The sequence below is a fragment of the Halomonas sp. A29 genome, assembly GCF_046723295.1.
Taxonomy (GTDB): Bacteria; Pseudomonadota; Gammaproteobacteria; order Pseudomonadales; family Halomonadaceae; genus Halomonas.
Map to the genome: position 1 here is coordinate 64,071 of NZ_JAXQPR010000002.1, position 15,593 is coordinate 79,663.

The window sequence follows — 15,593 nt, forward strand, 5'->3', positions numbered from 1 at the left end:
CCTGTTTCAGCCATCGACGGGGCGCCTTCGGGCGCCCTGTTTGCGTTGGGGCGTTGAAGCGCATATCGCTCGTGTCCGCTAGGCTCGAAGAGGTCTTTTACCCAAGCCGAGGAGCCAATCATGAGCAAGGTACCTGCTGCCTATCAGGCGACCCGAGGATCCGTCCTCGATGTCGACAGGCGCTTCTACGCGCAGCTGACTGAGCCGGCGGGCAGGCAGCGCGTCGACTCTCTGGTGGTGCCGATCCGCGAGGGGAGGGCCTGGAAGGTGCCCGCGGGGCATGTGATGCGGCTATCTACTCTGGAGGGACCCCAGGTCGGCGACCTCAACCTGTGGAACCTGCACAATCCACGTGAGCGCTTCTGGGCCTCGCGCACCCGCCAACTGCAGCGTGCCCATGTCTCCACTTACGACCGCCTGTGGTCGACGCTGCCTTACCTGCGCCCAATGGCGACCATCATCGACGACACCCTGGCGAACTATGGCGTCGATGGCAGCGGTATGGACGAACAGGGTGGCCGCATACACGACCTGCTGGGAACCCGCTGCGATCCCTACGTCAATCGTCTGCTCACCGGCGAGGACTTCGACCACCATTGCCACTCCAACCTGGTGCGCGCGGTGTTGCCACACGGCCTTACCGAGTTCGATGTGCACGACGTGCTCAACGTCTTCCAGTGCACCGGGCTCAACGACGACGACCAGTACTTCATGAAAGCGTGTCCAGCCAGAGAAGGCGACTATCTCGAGCTGTTCGCCGAGATCGACCTGCTGTGCGCGCTGTCGTGTTGTCCGGGAGGCGACCTATCGGTGGACCTGTGGGGTCCCGATGCTCGCGACCCGCTGAGTACCTGTCACCCCATCGGGGTGGAGGTGTTTCGACTTGATGCGGCCCTGCTCGAGGGCTGGCAGCCGCCGGTACCTTCTTCCTATGCCGGTGGGCATGGACTGCGCGGCCCGGTAATCGACTGGGCGGAGGAGAAACGTCAGCGCGGCTTCTGACCCCCTGCTCCCACGCTGTGGTTGATGGCCCGCTCTCAGGCGGGTTGTTCTGCATGCACGTTGATTATTCACTCGGCAAGCCTATTATACCATCCATATGGATGGTATAAGGATTCCAGTGGGATGGTTGAAATTTGCCGAAGGTTTTATTTTCAGGGCAGCGAGGCATAACACATGAGCGTACATGAACTGCGCCGCAAGACTGGTGACTCCAGCGAGAAAATCACCATAAATCTGGGGGTAGTCGACCTGGGGCAGATCGATCTGCTGGTCCAAGAAGGGTTCTATTCCAATCGCACCGACCTGATCCGCACGGCAATTCGCAATCAATTGGCGAGCCACGCCGAGGTCGTCAGGGAAACGGTGACTCGAAAGGCCTTCGTGCTGGGGCTTGAGCATTACAGCCGCACGGATCTGGAAGCGCTGCAGTCGGCGGGGGAGACGCTGCAGATTCAGGTCCTGGGCATGGCCAGCATTGCCGACGATGTATCACCGGAACTGGCCCGCGCCACCATCGAATCGGTGGTCGTCCTGGGCGCCCTGCATGCCAGCAAGGCGGTCAAGGCGGCCCTGGCGGATCGAATTCACTGAATCACCGAATAGGGACATTGACGATGATCGACGCGCGACGAATGGAGGAAGCGACGCGGCTCACCCGCGCCGGGAAGCTGCATGAAGCCATGGCCATACTCCAGGGCGCGATGCCCGGTGGGAAGAGCGGAACGGGGGGCGAGGAAGCCCGGGATACCTCCGAGCCGACGGGTAACACCTTCGAGGGGAGCTGCCAAGTCATTGACGAGGAGATGTCGGTGACGAAGCCAGCGTCTGCCGAGTCGGGTTCGTACCGGACAGGTGCATCGTCAGCGGGAGAGGCGTCATCCTCGGCGCTTGGCCGCACCCGACAGGCGGCTTCTGGGACGATACCGGGCGGTGATATCGGGCTGCCTTCTGCCTGGCGCGACAAGTGGCGCCAGTTGCGTGATGCCATGGCCCAGCCCGAGCAGGCACGGGGCACCAACGAGACAGCACTGCCTGGCGCGTTCTCCGCAGGTTGCTTTACCAACCATGCTGGCTCGCGCGATTACAAGCTGTATCTACCCAGCGGCTTTCACGGCCAGGCACTACCGCTAGTGGTCATGCTGCATGGCTGTACGCAGAACCCCGATGACTTCGCCGCCGGGACCAACATGAACCGGTTGGCCGAAGAACAACGATTTTGCGTGCTCTATCCGGCCCAGCCGATGACCGCCAACAGTAACAAGTGCTGGAACTGGTTCAAGGCCGAAGACCAGCAGCGCGAGAGAGGTGAGCCGGCGATCCTTGCCGGCATGACCCGCCAGATTATCGACACTTACGGGGTCGATGCGAGCCGGGTCTATGTCGCAGGACTATCGGCCGGTGGCGCCATGGCAACGACACTGGCGATGACCTATCCGGACCTCTATGCGGCGGTGGGCGTGCACTCCGGCCTACCTCACGGCGTGGCCCAGAGTCTTCCCGATGCACTGGGGGCGATGCAGGGTGGCACAGGCCCCATGGCCAATACCTCATCGACACGAGTGTCTGCATCGGTGTCGCGGGTGCCCGCCATCGTCTTCCACGGTGATCGCGACACCACGGTGCATCCTTGCAATGCGGATCGCGTTGCCGCTCAATACGCCGCCTCGCGTGCGGCTGGCGAGTCGGCAAACGGTCGTCAGGGCAGTGCCGGGAAGACGGTGGAGCGAGGGCAGGTCCCCAATGGCCATGCCTATACGCGAACCTGTCATCAGGCTGCGGATGGGCAGTCGTGCCTTGAGCAATGGATGATCCACGGTGCCGGCCATGCCTGGTCAGGTGGCGATACGCGCGGCTCCTATACGGATCCCAAGGGACCCGATGCGGCCAAGGAAATGCTGCGTTTCTTCCATTTGCATGCCAAAGGCAATCCTTGATGTTGCGCTCGCCATACGGGGCATGGCCTCTCGGAGCCGGTCACGATGAGCTGGCCTAGAAGGGACGGCACCTAGGGTAGTCCGCTATCGGCGAGTCCTGATGAAGCGGCCGTTCCCGGGGCGACATTGCCGTAGTGGTATACGGCCGTAGTGCTTCAGACGATCACGCAGCTGCGGTCGCGGCCGCTGCGCTTGGCCAGCAGCAAGGCCTGGTCGGCTCGCTGCAAGGTTTGGTCGAGCAGATCCTCGCCGTCGCGATATTCGCTCAATCCGGCGCTGGCGGTGATCGAGAGCCGGTTGTCGCCGACCTGGATCGACAGCTCGGCCAGGCGCTGACGCAGGCGGTCGATGATCGCATGGGCTTCGGTGAGGCCGGTGTCGGCCAGCAGCAGAAGAAACTCCTCGCCTCCCCAGCGCGCGCACAGGTCGTAATCACGCAGCTCCTGGCGAAGCTCCTGGGCGATAGCCACCAGCACCTTGTCCCCGGCTTCGTGGCCGTGCAGGTCGTTGACCAGCTTGAAGTGGTCGATGTCGAGCATCACCAGGGTGTACTGCTTGCGCTCGATGAGCTTGGGCAGGCGCTCGTCGATCAGGCGCCGGTTGGGCAGGCCGGTGAGGGGATCATGGGTCGAGGCTTCCTTCAGCGCATTGTTGTGCTCGTGCATGAGCTGCTGGTAACCGTCGGAGATGCGCGACAGCTTCTCTTGCCGGCGCAGCGACTTCTGGTAGCGCCGCTGGGCGTTGCGCTCGTCCTCGCGAACGTAGCGCTGGTAGCTATCGGAAATCGTTACCAGGCGTTCCAGGCGCTGCTTCTCGGCGCGATGAAACGCGTGCAGCCGGGCCAATGTCGCCCGCAGTGGATTGTCTCCATGGTTGGGGTCGTTCAGCAGCGCTTCGACCTGCGCCAGCAGTTCGGTTTCCTCGCGGGTCATGTCGAGGCTCGTGCCGGGGCGATGGCGAACGGAAAGGTGCAATCCTCGCGAAACTCCTCGGCCAGTTCGGCGATTCGTTCGTTGCGGGCGTCGTAGTGCCAGGTGACCTGGATTCCGTGTCCTTCCTGATGGGCCTCCTCCAGCAGGTCGAAGATATCCATCATGGCCTTGACCGAACTGGTATTGAGATAGACCAGCGTCAGTTCCAGCGTCAGCGGGTGCGACGCTTCGTCGAGAAAGCGCTTGACCCACTCGATCACCTGATCGAAGAGTTCGAACGAGTTCTCCGGATAGGAGTCGCCCTGCATGGTGAGTAGGCCGGCTTGCCAATCGCTGACGATGGTTGGTGTGGACTGGCTGCCGGGAATATTGAGATCGTTGGTCATTACTAGCACTCGGCTGATCAGATCACGGCGGTGAGGCTGAAGAAGCCTCGCCCGTCGGGCAGTGGCTCGAGCGAGGCCCGCATCGGTTCGCTCGACTTGCGTGCTATGTCCAGGAGCCCCAGGCCGGCTCCGGATTTTTCTCCCCCGCGGGGCATGCGCAGCTGCTTCTTGTAGGCCTGTTTCAATTCCTGCTTGTCGAGCGCGGCGAGGGCCTCGATGGTCTTGACCAGCCGCTCACCATCTCCATATTCCACCAGGTTGCCGGCGGAAACCGTATAGCGGCCCTGAGCGTCCTTGGCCACCGCCACCGTGGCCGAGGCAGACTCCTCGTCATAGCCATGGCGCATGGCATAGTGACGAATGTTCTGGGTCATTTCGATGTAGGCGGCGAAGACATCCATGGCGTCGGATGGCGTGGCCTGCTGAGAGTTTAGGTAGTTGCGCAGGGCATTGCCGATTTCTTCAATCAGGCTGCGCGAGATTGGGCCATTGAAACACAGCATGATGCGCTGCTCGAGATAGCTCTCGCGCATGCTCAACAGGTTCATCACGAGTTCTCCTGTGATGCGGCACCTTCCTGGGCAGGAAGCAGGGTTGGCGATTCTCTGCCGGGCGGTTGGTCCTGCTCGGTGAAGCGGAAATTCAACAGGGTGATGTCGTCACGCTGCGGCAGGTCACCCTGATAGTCCTGAAGCGCCTGCTCGAAAGCCTCCATCTGTGCTTGCAGCGGGCGCTGCGCCTGGGCCATGAACAGCGCCTCGAAGCGGGTGTTGCCGAAGCCGAAGCCGTCGCTGCCGCCGGCCTGGTCGAGCAAGCCATCGGTACACAGCGAGTAGGTCCAGCCGGGACGCAGGTCGATGTCCTGATTGCGATACTCGATTCGACGCTTGTGGCCCAGCGGCCGCTTGTCACCGGCGAGGTGAGCCAGCGTCACACCGTCGCTGGCGTAGAGGCCGATCTTGGCGCCGGCGAAGGTGATCCGTCCCGTCGCGAGATCCACCCAGGCCAGCCCGGCATCCATGTGCGTGGCGACCGAGGTGGGCAGCTGTTCGGCGCCCAGCAGCTCGCGGCTCTGGCTATCGGTCTCGGTGAGAATCGCTGCCGGATCATGGCAGCCAACCTTGAGAATCGCGTGGTCGAGAATCGCCCGGGCCAGCATGGTCATCAGCGAGCCGGGCACGCCGTGGCCGGCGCAATCCACCACGCCGAAGAGATAGCCTCCGGCATCGGCCCGGAAGAGGTAAAAGTCGCCGCCTACCGTGTCCCGCGGCTTCCACAGCACGCCATGATGATGTTCGAGGTGCAGATCGAGCTGGCGATCGGGAAGAATGGCACGCTGGATGAAGCTGGCGTAATCGATCGAATCGCCCAGCTTCTTCTGAGTGGCGGCCATTTCGGCATTGGCTCGTTCCAGGGCCTGGGTGCGCTCACGAACCTTGGCTTCGAGTTCGCGGGTATGGCGTTGCACCTGATCGGCCATGTGCGAGAAGGCCTGGGAGAGTTCGCCGATCTCGTCGTGACGCGCGGTGGGCAGCGGAGAGTCGTAGTGGCCTGCGGCGATGGCCTGGGCCGATTGCTTGAAGCGGTTCAACGGAGCCAGGATCAGACGCTCGGTGGCCACGGCGATGATGGTCAGCAGGATGCCGAGAATCAGTGCGCCAGCGATCAGCAGTGGCCACAGCCAGCGGCGGTCGAGAATCTGGGCGACGCCGATGTCGAGCGCAGTGATCAGGTACCAGTCCAGTTCGGCAATGTAGCCCACCGAGAGCAGGCGCTCGCGTGCCTCGAGGCTGGCCCACAGGGTCTGGATCGATTCCGGCGACTGACGGGCTGCCTGCATGGCACGGGTCAGCTCGCTGCGCTGCTCGTCGTTGCCGAGCAGGGCATGGATGGTGCGCTCGCCGTCGACCTCGCCCGCGCCCGAACCGAGAGCGATTCGATCCAATGAAGGGTGCGCCTGCAGTGCGCCTTGCTGGTCGACGATCATCGGCGTCAGGCCCTCGGCCTCGTCGCGGAGGAAGGCATCCAGGAAACCGCCCAGTTCGACGCCGGTGCCGGCCAGGCCCAGCAGGGAATCTCCCTCGCGTACCAGGACGTTGAGCCACACCTTGGTCACCCCGAGCTCGTGGTCGACGTTGACGTTGAGGTTGTAGGGCTCGTTGGTTCGGCGGACCTGGAAGTACCAGGCATCATTTGGCTGGGTGACGTCCAGGCGATAGCGCGGTGCACGGCTGCCGGCATTATCGTCGTTGGTATAGTAGTAGTTGCCGCTGGCGTCGACGATCACGAAGTAGGAGCGGTCGGCGAAGTCCTGGCGGAACCCCTCGGCCTCGGCAAAGAAGCGCGCCTGGCTATCGCTGCCGTCTTCGTCGGCCATCCATTGCCGTAGCACCAGGGTGTTGGCAAAGCGCTGTGCCAGGGCTAGCTCACGCGATACCGGTGCGAGGATCCGCTGCATGTGCAGCAGGGTATAGTTCTCCGCATAGGCATTGGCGAAGTGACGGCGAATGTCGTCGATTGCCTTCCAGCCCAGCAGGACGGCAGGGATCAATGAGAGAAGACAGGCGAGCAGCAACGTCGCGACCGACTTGCCACGCAGCCCCCATCGTGCGGCCATGGTGTGTACTGATTCCCTGCAGCGGCAAGACCGAGAAAGGTCATGCTCGAAGTATGTTTTTTATCAACCTCAAAATGCCACAAGGCGGGGCGTAAAGCGAGTGGAAAAGACGACGAAAACCGCCCCATATCAAGGTATCGGGCGGTTTTCGTGCTGCGGACGACAGGTAGGGAGGGTGTATTCGCCGGTCTACTCGGTGGGGCGTGCTACCAGCGAGCGGGTCTCCTCGCGCGCCTCGACCAGCGCCACACGAATCACGTCGCCGAGCTTGTAGCGTTCCTCGCCCTCGATCTGGATGCGACCTTCCTTGTCGTCGATGACCACCTTGTCCCGATCGCTGTGCAACATCGGAGCCGGCACGAAGGCGGTGGCGCCATTGGCGGTGAGGCGCACGCGCATGCCGCCGCGGCTGATGCCGAAGACCTCCGCTTCGAAGGCATCCTGCGCCTTGGCCGCGGGGGTCAGGTAGCGTACGTAGAGCCAGTCCTTGACGTCGCGCTCGGCCATGCGGTTGAGCCGGCGCCGCTCGGTGAGCTGCTCGGTCAACGCCTGGGTGGCTTCCGCCGGGGCCTGCTCACCCTTGAGCACGCGCTTGATCAGGCGGTGGTTGACCATGTCGCCGTACTTGCGGATCGGCGAGGTCCAGGTGGCATAGGCGGCCAGGCCCAGGCCGAAGTGCGGGCCGGGGCGGGCGGACATGCTGGTGAAGCCCTGGAAGCGCCGCAGGCGGGCATCTAGCCAGGCGTCGTCGCGGCTCTCCAGCGCACGCTTGAGCTCCTTGTAGCGCGGCAACTCGGAGAGCGCTTCCAGCTCGACCTCGATCTGCTGGGCGGCGAGAAACTCGTGGGCGGCCTCGGCCTTTTCCGGGTCGAAGGCGCGGTGCACGTTGAAGATCCCGTGGCCGACGTGTTCTGCAAGCAGGTGGGCGCAGCAGGCATTGGCCGCAATCATCGACTCCTCGATCATACGGTTGGCGATGCGCCGCTCCTCGATGCGGACGTCCAGCACGTTGCCTGCCGGGTCGAGGTCGAAGACGTAGTCCGGGCGATCCTTGAACACCAGCGCATGCTCGGCGCGCCAGGCGCTGCGGGCCTCGGTCATGTCGCGCAGCGCCTGGAGCTGGCCAGCAATCTCCTTGGCCGGGCTCCACTCGCCCTGACCTTCGAGCCAGTCGGAGATACGGTCGTAGATCAGCTTGGCCTGGGAGCGCACCGTTGCCGCAAAGAAGCGGTATTCGCCGAGGCTGCCATCGGCTTCCACCTCGAGCGTACAGGCCAGGGCCGGACGCTGCTCGCCCTCGCGCAGCGAGCACAGGTCGTCGGCCAACTGCTCGGGCAGCATGGTCACGTTCTGGCCCGGCAGGTAGACGGTAAAGGCGCGGGTGCGCGCCTCCAGGTCGGCGGCATGGCCCTCTTCGACGTAGGCAGTGGGGTCGGCAATGGCCACCGTCAGGCGCCAGCCGCCTCCCTCGCGTGGCTCGATGCGCAGCGCATCGTCCATATCGCGGGTCTTCTCGCCGTCGATAGTGAAGAAGGGCTCGGCGGTGAGATCTTCGCGCTCGAGTCCCTCGTCGCGCAGCGGCCAGTCGTCACCGGCGTCGGGGCACTCCTGCTCCAGGGCGTGGCGGGCCAGGGTGACGCGCCACGGCACGGCGGGGTCGTCGGCCTTGGCTACCAGTTCGTCGATCTGGCTGAAGAAGGCCCTGTCGTCTGGCTTGAGCGGGTGGCGTACCAGCCGCGCCACGACCCAGTCGGCATCACCGATGCTGTCTTCGTCGAGACTGTTCTTGATGCGGGCCTTGAGCGAAGTCTTGATCGAAGGGTGATCGGGCACCACGGCCAGCCGCCCATCGCGCTTCTGCACCCGGGCGATGAAGCGGCTGAGGCCCGCTTCGACGAGGGTCTCCGGTTCGACGGAGGTCTTGTCGCCATTCTCGTGGATCACGGCCTGGACGCGATCGCCGTGCAGCACCTGCTTCATGGCTGGAGGTGGCACGAAATAGGACTGGCCATCATCAGTCTCGAGGAAGCCGAAGCCTTTGTCGGTGGCCTTGATCACGCCCTCTGCACGGGGGGTGACTTCACGAATCTGTTGCTTGAGCTGGGCGAGCAGCGGGTTGTTCTGCAGCATGATCACGAACGTGTGGCGGGGTAGGAGGGCCACTATACGGATTCCTGAGGCCGGCGCCAAACGCTGCCGTGCCGGCTATGGCAAATCAGTTGCTTGCCCGTGCTTGGCTCAGCGATATCGGCAGGTGTTGTCCGGCTGGGCAATTCTGGCAGGCTGCGTTAGCCTCTATCGGTTACTTGAAGCAATGGATGCCCATGACACCGCACCTGATCGTTTCCGACCTCGACGGCACCCTGCTGGACGCCAATCACGACCTGCACCCCGAGACCATCGAGACCCTGCGCCTGCTGGCAGGGCAGGGCCACCAGCTGGCCTTCGCCTCGGGGCGGCATTTCCGCGACATGCTGGCTTTTCGCGACCGGCTGGGCGTGCCTATCCACGTGATCAGCACCAACGGTGCCTACCTGCACGGCCCCGACGGCGAGCTGTTGACGTCGCGCCATCTCGAGGCCGAACTGGCACGCGAGTTGATCGCGCTGGAGCGTCACGACAGCGTGCGCCTCAATCTCTACCTCGAGGATGAGTGGCTGATCGATGCCCCCGAGCCGCGGCTGCTGGCCTATCACGCCCATACCGGCTTCGGCTACCGGGTAGTGGAGCCGGCAAGCCTCGACGGGGAGGGCGTCGGCAAGGTGCTCTACATCGGCGAGCCGGAACGGTTGGCGGGGCTCGAGGCTGCGGTGCGTGTGCAGCACGGCGAGCGTCTGCACGTTACCTACTCCACCACTAATTCACTGGAGATCATGGCCGGTGGCGTCAACAAGGGTACCGCACTGGCAGCGCTTCTCGCCGCACTGGCGATCGACAGCGAGCGCTGCCTGGCCTTCGGCGACAACCTCAACGACACCGAAATGCTGGCCCTGGCCGGCGAGGCGCACGTAATGGCCAATGCCCACCCCGAGCTGGCCGCGCGGGTACCCGTCGCTCGGCGCATCGGCCATCACGCCGAGACTGCCGTGGCCAGGCATCTGCAGCAGCGATTTTCCCTGTAGCATGCTGCGACGTTGGTCTAGGGCCTCTTGCCGCCTTGGTCGCGCTTGCCCATCATCGAAGCCGAATAACGACAACGACTCACGGGTATTGCCTCGGCACTGCCCCTTGCCATCGGACGACGATGACCACTACGCCCGCCACTCTGATCGTGGTCGATGACGACCCCGAGATCCGCGAACTGCTGGTCGATTACCTGGGACGCCACGGCTACCGCGCCTTGGCCGCCGAGGATGCCGAGGCGCTGCATCGCCTGCTGGCAAGCGAAGCTCCCGACCTGCTCATCGTCGATATCATGCTGCCCGGCGACGACGGTTTCACCATCTGCCGCGACATCCGCCGCTCGAGCGAGGTGCCGATCATCATGCTCACCGCCAGCGCCGACGAGACCGACCGTATCCTGGGGCTAGAGCTGGGCGCCGACGACTACCTGGGCAAGCCGTTCAACCCTCGCGAGCTGCTGGCTCGAATCAAGGCGGTGCTGCGCCGCTCCCGCGCAGGCGTGGCTGCCGATCCGGTGCGGGCGAGGCTGGTGGCTTTCGGCACCTGGCGCCTCGATCGCATGACCCGGGAGCTGATCGACGAGCACGAAGTGCGCACGCCGCTTTCCGGTGCCGATTTTCAGCTGTTGCAGGTGTTTCTCGAACATCCTGAGCAGGTGCTCTCGCGTGACGCCCTCTACGAGCTGACCCGCGGCCGCCCGTCACCTCCGCTGGACCGCTCCATCGACGTGCATGTGTGCCGGCTGCGCCAGCGCTTGGGAGAGGATACCCATTACCATCAGTTGATTCGCACCGTGCGCGGGACAGGCTACGTCTTCACCGCACGGGTCGAGGCGCTGACGTGAACGAAGGGCGTTTCAGGCGCTGGCGTCGCCGCCTGGTGCGCTTCCTGCCGCGTACCCTGCGCGGACGTTTCGTGCTGATCATGCTCGTCGGGGTGCTCTCCGCCCAGTTGGCCAGCTATGTCGTGTGGACCTCCCAGGTGCGTTCCAGCCAGCTCGAACAGCTCGACGAGCTGTCGCGCAACGTCGCCTATAGCGTGGCCTCGACCATGCGCTTCTTTCGCTCACTGCCCTTCGAGTATCGCCATATCGTACTCGATCAGCTGCGCAACATGGGCGGTACGCGCTTCTTCGTCAGCGTCAACGAGCGACGCATCCCGGTGCAGGACATCGGCTCGGGGCCTGAAAAAAATCTGGTCGTGGACAACTTCCGTGAGATCCTCACCGCCGAGCTCAACATCGATGACGTGCTGGTGGAGTTCTCCCGGGCCGAGACGCTGCGCGTCTACAACAACGAGGTGCTGCTGCACGACCTGCCGCCGCGCTGGGGGCAGCACAGCCTGCTGATGGAGCCGCTGTCGCCGCCGATCCTGGTGGTGCAGATGGAGCTCGGCCCCGAAACCTGGCTCTACGTGGCGACGCTGCTGCCGGTACCCGACCTGTTCAATGAGTATCGCTGGCTCTCCGGCGAACGGCTGCTGGCCAGCTTGATGGTACTGCTTACGGTGATCGGCCTGTCGCTGCTCGGTATCCGCAGCGTGACCCGGCCGCTGGCGCGGCTGTCGCGGGCGGCACGCCAGCTCGGCGACGATCTCGATGCGCCGCCGCTGCGCGAGAGCGGGCCACGCGAGGTGGCGGCAACAGCGGTGGCGTTCAACCGCATGCAGGAGCGCATTCGCGATCAGGTCGACGAGCGTGAGCGTCTGTTCTCGGCAATCTCTCACGACCTCAAGACCCCCATCACACGGATGCGCCTGCGCGCCGAGATGCTCGACGACCCGGTACAGCGCGAGCGCTTCTGCGCGTCGCTGGACGAGCTCGGCCTGCTGGTCAAAGGCGCGCTGGCCTCGGTGAAGGGTTTCGACCTGCATGAAGCGGTAGAGCCGGTCGATCCTCGGGCGGTGCTGACCGCGCTTGCCGACGAGCTGGCGCTGCAGGGGGGCGAGGTGAGCGTCTTGGGGCACGCCGAGCTGCTGCCGGTCAAGCCGCTGGCGTTCAAGCGCTGCCTGGCGAATCTGTTGGAGAATGCGGTGTTCTATGGCCGGTGCGCCGAGGTCTGCCTCGATGACACCCCCGAATGCTTGACCATCACCATTCGCGATCACGGCCCGGGCATTCCCGAAGGGCAGCATGAACGGGTCTTCGCCCCCTTCGTACGCCTGGAGCCATCGCGCAGTCGCAATACCGGTGGCAGCGGCCTGGGGCTGGGTATCGCCCGGCACATTGCCCGCGCCATGGGCGGTGACATCTTGCTTGCCAACCACCCCAGAGGAGGGCTTGAGGCCACTCTCGTCTTGCCGCGCCCGTAAAATGTTACGGCCTTGTAATATTTGCTCAATACTTTGCAGGACTAAGTAACCCCAAACAAGGCAGCTCTCGGTTAGCGTTGCTGATACACCGGTAATTGCCGGGTTCAATAACAACAGCAGGAGCATGCCATGCCATCCTTCAATATCTCTTTCAGAAAGACCTCACTTGCCCTGGCCACTGCCGCGACGGCTTCATTGGCGTTCTCCGGTGCCCAGGCCGCCGAGGTGGAGGTGCTGCACTGGTGGACCTCCGGCGGTGAGGCCCGGGCCGCCAACGTGCTCAAGGAGCTGATGGAGGCCGAAGGCTACGGTTGGAAGGATTTCGCCGTGGCCGGTGGTGGTGGCGAGACTGCCATGACCGTGCTCAAGTCCCGCGCCATGTCCGGCAATCCGCCATCTGCGGCTCAGATCAAGGGTCCCGAAATCCAGGAGTGGGGCGAGCTCGGTCTGCTAGGGGAGCTCGACGAGGTGGCCGAGGCCGAGGGCTGGGACGAGCTGCTGCCGCCCACGGTAGCCGAGGTCATGCGCAACAATGGCAGCTACGTGGCGGTGCCGGTCAATGTGCACCGGGTCAACTGGCTGTGGGCCAACCCCGAGGTGCTTGCCGCCGCCGGGGTAGAGATGCCGACCACGCTGGACGAGCTGTTCGCCGTCGGCGAGGCGATTCGAGAGGCGGGCTATATTCCGCTGGCCCATGGTGGTCAGGCCTGGCAGGACGCTACCGTATTCGAGACCGTACTGCTGGCTTCCGGTGGCACCGAGTTCTACCAGCAGACCATGGTCGATCTCGACGAGGAGGCCCTGGGCAGCGAGCAGATGATCGAGGCGCTGGAAACCTTCAAGCGCCTGCGCGAGCTGATGGATGACGACATGTCCGGCCGCGACTGGAACATCGCCACCTCCATGGTGATCAATGGCGATGCCGGCATGCAGCTGATGGGTGACTGGGCCAAGGGCGAGTTCACTGCCGCCGGGCTCACCGCCGGCGAGGATTATCTCTGCGCCGCCGCCCCGGGTACCCAGGACGCCTTCACCTTCAATATCGACAGCCTGGCCATGTTCCGCGTCGAGGGCGAGGAGCGCGAGGCCCAGCAGGCCTTGGCACGGCTGGTACTCGAGCCGACCTTCCAGGAAGCCTTCAACCTGGCCAAGGGCTCGATTCCTGCTCGACCCGACCTCGACATGAGCGAGTTCGACGAGTGCGCCCAGCGCTCCATGGACGACTTCCAGCGCACCGCCGACGAAGGCGGCCTGGTGCCCAGCATGGCTCATGGCATGGCGGTGCGCGCCGACGTGCAGGGCGCCATCTTCGACGTGGTGACCAACTACTTCAACTCGCGTGACATGGCCGCCGAAGAAGCTGCCCGGCGCATGGTCAACGCCGCCCAGGCGGCGTTGTAACGCGCAGTCGAAAGGCGGGCCTGTCCCAGCAGGCTCGCCCCCAGTAGCACGCCGCCACGTCCGAGGTTTCCCCCTATGTCCCTATCGAGTCCCGCGGTGCAGCCGGCCGCCGGTTCTGGTACCCGACGCAGTTCGTCCGGCCTGCTCCAGGCCTGGCTGCCCAAGCTGGTGCTGGCGCCGTCGGTCGCCATCTCGCTGTTGTTCGTCTATGGCTTCATGCTGTGGACCTTCATCCTCTCGCTGACCAGCTCGCGCATGCTGCCCAGCTACGACTTCGTCGGCTTTGCCCAGTATGCGCGCCTGATGGCCAACGACCGCTGGTGGGTAGCTTCCACCAACCTGGTGGTATTCGGTGGCCTGTTCGTGGCGATCTGCCTGGCACTGGGGCTGCTGCTCGCCATCCTGCTCGACCAGCGCATCCGCCAGGAGGGGGCGCTGCGCACGGTTTACCTCTATCCCATGGCGCTGTCGTTCATCGTCACCGGCGTGGTGTGGAAATGGCTGCTCAACCCCGGCCTCGGCGTCCAGGCCATGGTGCGCAGCTGGGGCTTCGAGAACTTCCGCTTCGACTGGCTGGTGGACCCAGACATGGCCGTCTACACCCTGGTGATCGCCGCGGTGTGGCAGGCTTCCGGTTTCGTCATGGCGCTGTTTCTCGCCGGATTGCGCGGCATCGACGACAGCATTCTCAAGGCCGCTCAGCTCGACGGTGCCAGCCTGCCGCGCATCTACTGGCGGGTGGTCATCCCGTGCCTGCGTCCGGTGGTGTTCAGCGCAGTGATGATCCTTTCGCACATCGCCATCAAGAGCTTCGATCTGGTGGTAGCGCTCACCGGTGGGGGGCCGGGCTACGCCTCCGACCTGCCGGCCACCTTCATGTACGCCCACGCCTTCACCCGCGCGCAGATCGGGCTGGGCTCGGCCAGCGCCATGCTGATGCTGGGCGGCGTGCTGGCGATCCTGATTCCCTATCTCTATTCCGAGCTGAGGAACCGTCGCCATGGATAACGTGATTCGACGCCGCACCTTGGGCGCACGGTTGGGGCGTGCCACGCTCTATGCCGTGCTGCTGATGGCCGCGCTGTTCTACCTGCTGCCGCTGGTGGTCATGCTGATTACCTCGGTCAAGCCGCTGGCCGAAATCACTCCGGGCACGCTGCTCTCGCTACCCCGGGAGCCCACGCTGGCGCCCTGGGCCAAGGCTTGGGGCGAGGCCTGCACCGGCATGCGCTGCGAGGGCGTGGGGGTCTACTTCTTCAACTCCATCGCCATCGTGGTGCCCGCGGTGCTGATTTCCACGACCATCGGCGCGCTCAACGGCTACGCCCTGACCAAGTGGCGCTTCAAGGGTTCCGAGCTGGTCTTTGCGCTGATGCTGTTTGGCTGCTTCATCCCGTTCCAAGTGGTGCTGCTGCCCATGGCGCAGACGCTGGGCTGGCTGGGGTTGTCGAGCTCGCGGGCGGGGCTGATCCTGGTCCACGTGATCTTCGGCATAGCCTTCACCACGCTGTTCTTCCGCAATTTCTACGTGGCGGTGCCCACGGAGCTGGTCTCTGCGGCCAAGCTTGACGGCGCGGGTTTCTTTCGCATCTTCTGGCGCATCCTGCTGCCGGTGTCGGCACCGATCATCGTGGTTTCGGTGATCTGGCAGTTCACCCAGATCTGGAACGACTTCCTGTTCGGCGTCGCGTTCTCTGCCCACAACACCCAGCCGGTCACGGTGGCGCTCAACAACCTGGTCAACACCTCGACCGGGGTACGCGAATACAACGTCGATATGGCGGCGGCAATGATCGCCGCGCTACCCACGCTGATCGTCTACGTGCTGGCGGGTAAATATTTCGTCCGCGGGCTCACGGCCGGCTCGGTCAAGGGCTGAGCAACCGAA

Annotated in this window: 14 protein-coding genes; 9 read left to right on the forward strand and 5 right to left on the reverse strand. The window is 64.2% G+C overall.

What is annotated here, in order from left to right; all coding sequences use genetic code 11:
• Positions 1-120: 120 nt before the first annotated feature.
• The 3 genes from SPH52_RS03750 (at position 121) to SPH52_RS03760 (ending at position 2,936) form a co-directional block, all read left to right on the forward strand.
• Complete coding sequence (locus SPH52_RS03750; RefSeq protein ID WP_411793664.1) at positions 121-1,002, forward strand: urea carboxylase-associated family protein; 882 nt, start codon at positions 121-123, stop codon at positions 1,000-1,002.
• A gap of 174 nt (positions 1,003-1,176) precedes the next feature.
• Entirely contained in the window at positions 1,177-1,593 is a 417-nt protein-coding gene (locus SPH52_RS03755) for a CopG family transcriptional regulator (protein WP_411793665.1), read from the forward strand.
• A 23-nt stretch (positions 1,594-1,616) separates the two neighbouring features.
• Positions 1,617-2,936, forward strand: a complete 1,320-nt coding sequence (locus SPH52_RS03760; RefSeq protein WP_411793666.1) for an alpha/beta hydrolase family esterase — start codon at positions 1,617-1,619, stop codon at positions 2,934-2,936.
• A gap of 155 nt (positions 2,937-3,091) precedes the next feature.
• Here the strand turns inward: SPH52_RS03760 and siaD are convergent, their stop codons facing one another.
• The 5 genes from siaD to SPH52_RS03785 all read right to left on the reverse strand — a co-directional run bounded on the left by siaD (position 3,092) and on the right by SPH52_RS03785 (position 9,001).
• The gene (siaD, locus tag SPH52_RS03765; RefSeq protein WP_411793667.1) at positions 3,092-3,868 is read right to left on the reverse strand and encodes a biofilm regulation diguanylate cyclase SiaD; all 777 of its coding nucleotides are present in this window, start codon (positions 3,866-3,868) and stop codon (positions 3,092-3,094) included.
• Positions 3,865-4,254, reverse strand: a complete 390-nt coding sequence (gene siaC, locus SPH52_RS03770; protein WP_411793668.1) for a biofilm regulation phosphoprotein SiaC — start codon at positions 4,252-4,254, stop codon at positions 3,865-3,867. Before siaC ends, siaD begins: the two co-directional genes overlap by 4 nt.
• A 17-nt stretch (positions 4,255-4,271) precedes the next feature.
• On the reverse strand, positions 4,272-4,802 hold the full coding sequence (siaB, locus tag SPH52_RS03775; protein ID WP_411793669.1) for a biofilm regulation protein kinase SiaB: 531 nt from the start codon (positions 4,800-4,802) through the stop codon (positions 4,272-4,274).
• Positions 4,802-6,871 (reverse strand): biofilm regulation protein phosphatase SiaA, encoded by a 2,070-nt coding sequence (gene siaA / locus SPH52_RS03780; RefSeq protein ID WP_411793670.1) that lies wholly within the window; start codon positions 6,869-6,871, stop codon positions 4,802-4,804. Before siaA ends, siaB begins: the two co-directional genes overlap by 1 nt.
• 189 nt (positions 6,872-7,060) lie before the next feature.
• A complete protein-coding gene (locus SPH52_RS03785; RefSeq protein WP_411794095.1) occupies positions 7,061-9,001 on the reverse strand; it encodes an exoribonuclease II in 1,941 nt (646 codons plus the stop codon).
• Between the two features lie 194 nt (positions 9,002-9,195).
• Between SPH52_RS03785 and SPH52_RS03790 the strand changes: the two genes are divergently transcribed.
• The 6 genes from SPH52_RS03790 to SPH52_RS03815 all read left to right on the forward strand — a co-directional run bounded on the left by SPH52_RS03790 (position 9,196) and on the right by SPH52_RS03815 (position 15,584).
• Complete coding sequence (locus SPH52_RS03790; RefSeq protein ID WP_411793671.1) at positions 9,196-9,993, forward strand: Cof-type HAD-IIB family hydrolase; 798 nt, start codon at positions 9,196-9,198, stop codon at positions 9,991-9,993.
• Positions 9,994-10,115: 122 nt separating this feature from the next.
• Positions 10,116-10,838, forward strand: coding sequence for a response regulator (locus SPH52_RS03795; protein WP_411793672.1), 723 nt, complete (start codon positions 10,116-10,118; stop codon positions 10,836-10,838).
• Positions 10,835-12,304, forward strand: coding sequence for an ATP-binding protein (locus SPH52_RS03800; RefSeq protein WP_411793673.1), 1,470 nt, complete (start codon positions 10,835-10,837; stop codon positions 12,302-12,304). The genes SPH52_RS03795 and SPH52_RS03800 overlap by 4 nt, the downstream gene beginning before the upstream one ends.
• A gap of 129 nt (positions 12,305-12,433) precedes the next feature.
• Positions 12,434-13,705 carry an ABC transporter substrate-binding protein gene (locus SPH52_RS03805; protein ID WP_411793674.1) on the forward strand — a complete coding sequence of 424 codons (1,272 nt, stop codon included), beginning with the start codon at positions 12,434-12,436 and terminating at the stop codon, positions 13,703-13,705.
• A gap of 75 nt (positions 13,706-13,780) precedes the next feature.
• Positions 13,781-14,713, forward strand: a complete 933-nt coding sequence (locus tag SPH52_RS03810) for a carbohydrate ABC transporter permease (protein WP_411793675.1) — start codon at positions 13,781-13,783, stop codon at positions 14,711-14,713.
• Positions 14,706-15,584 (forward strand): carbohydrate ABC transporter permease, encoded by an 879-nt coding sequence (locus tag SPH52_RS03815; RefSeq protein WP_411793676.1) that lies wholly within the window; start codon positions 14,706-14,708, stop codon positions 15,582-15,584. Before SPH52_RS03810 ends, SPH52_RS03815 begins: the two co-directional genes overlap by 8 nt.
• Positions 15,585-15,593 lie beyond the last annotated feature (9 nt).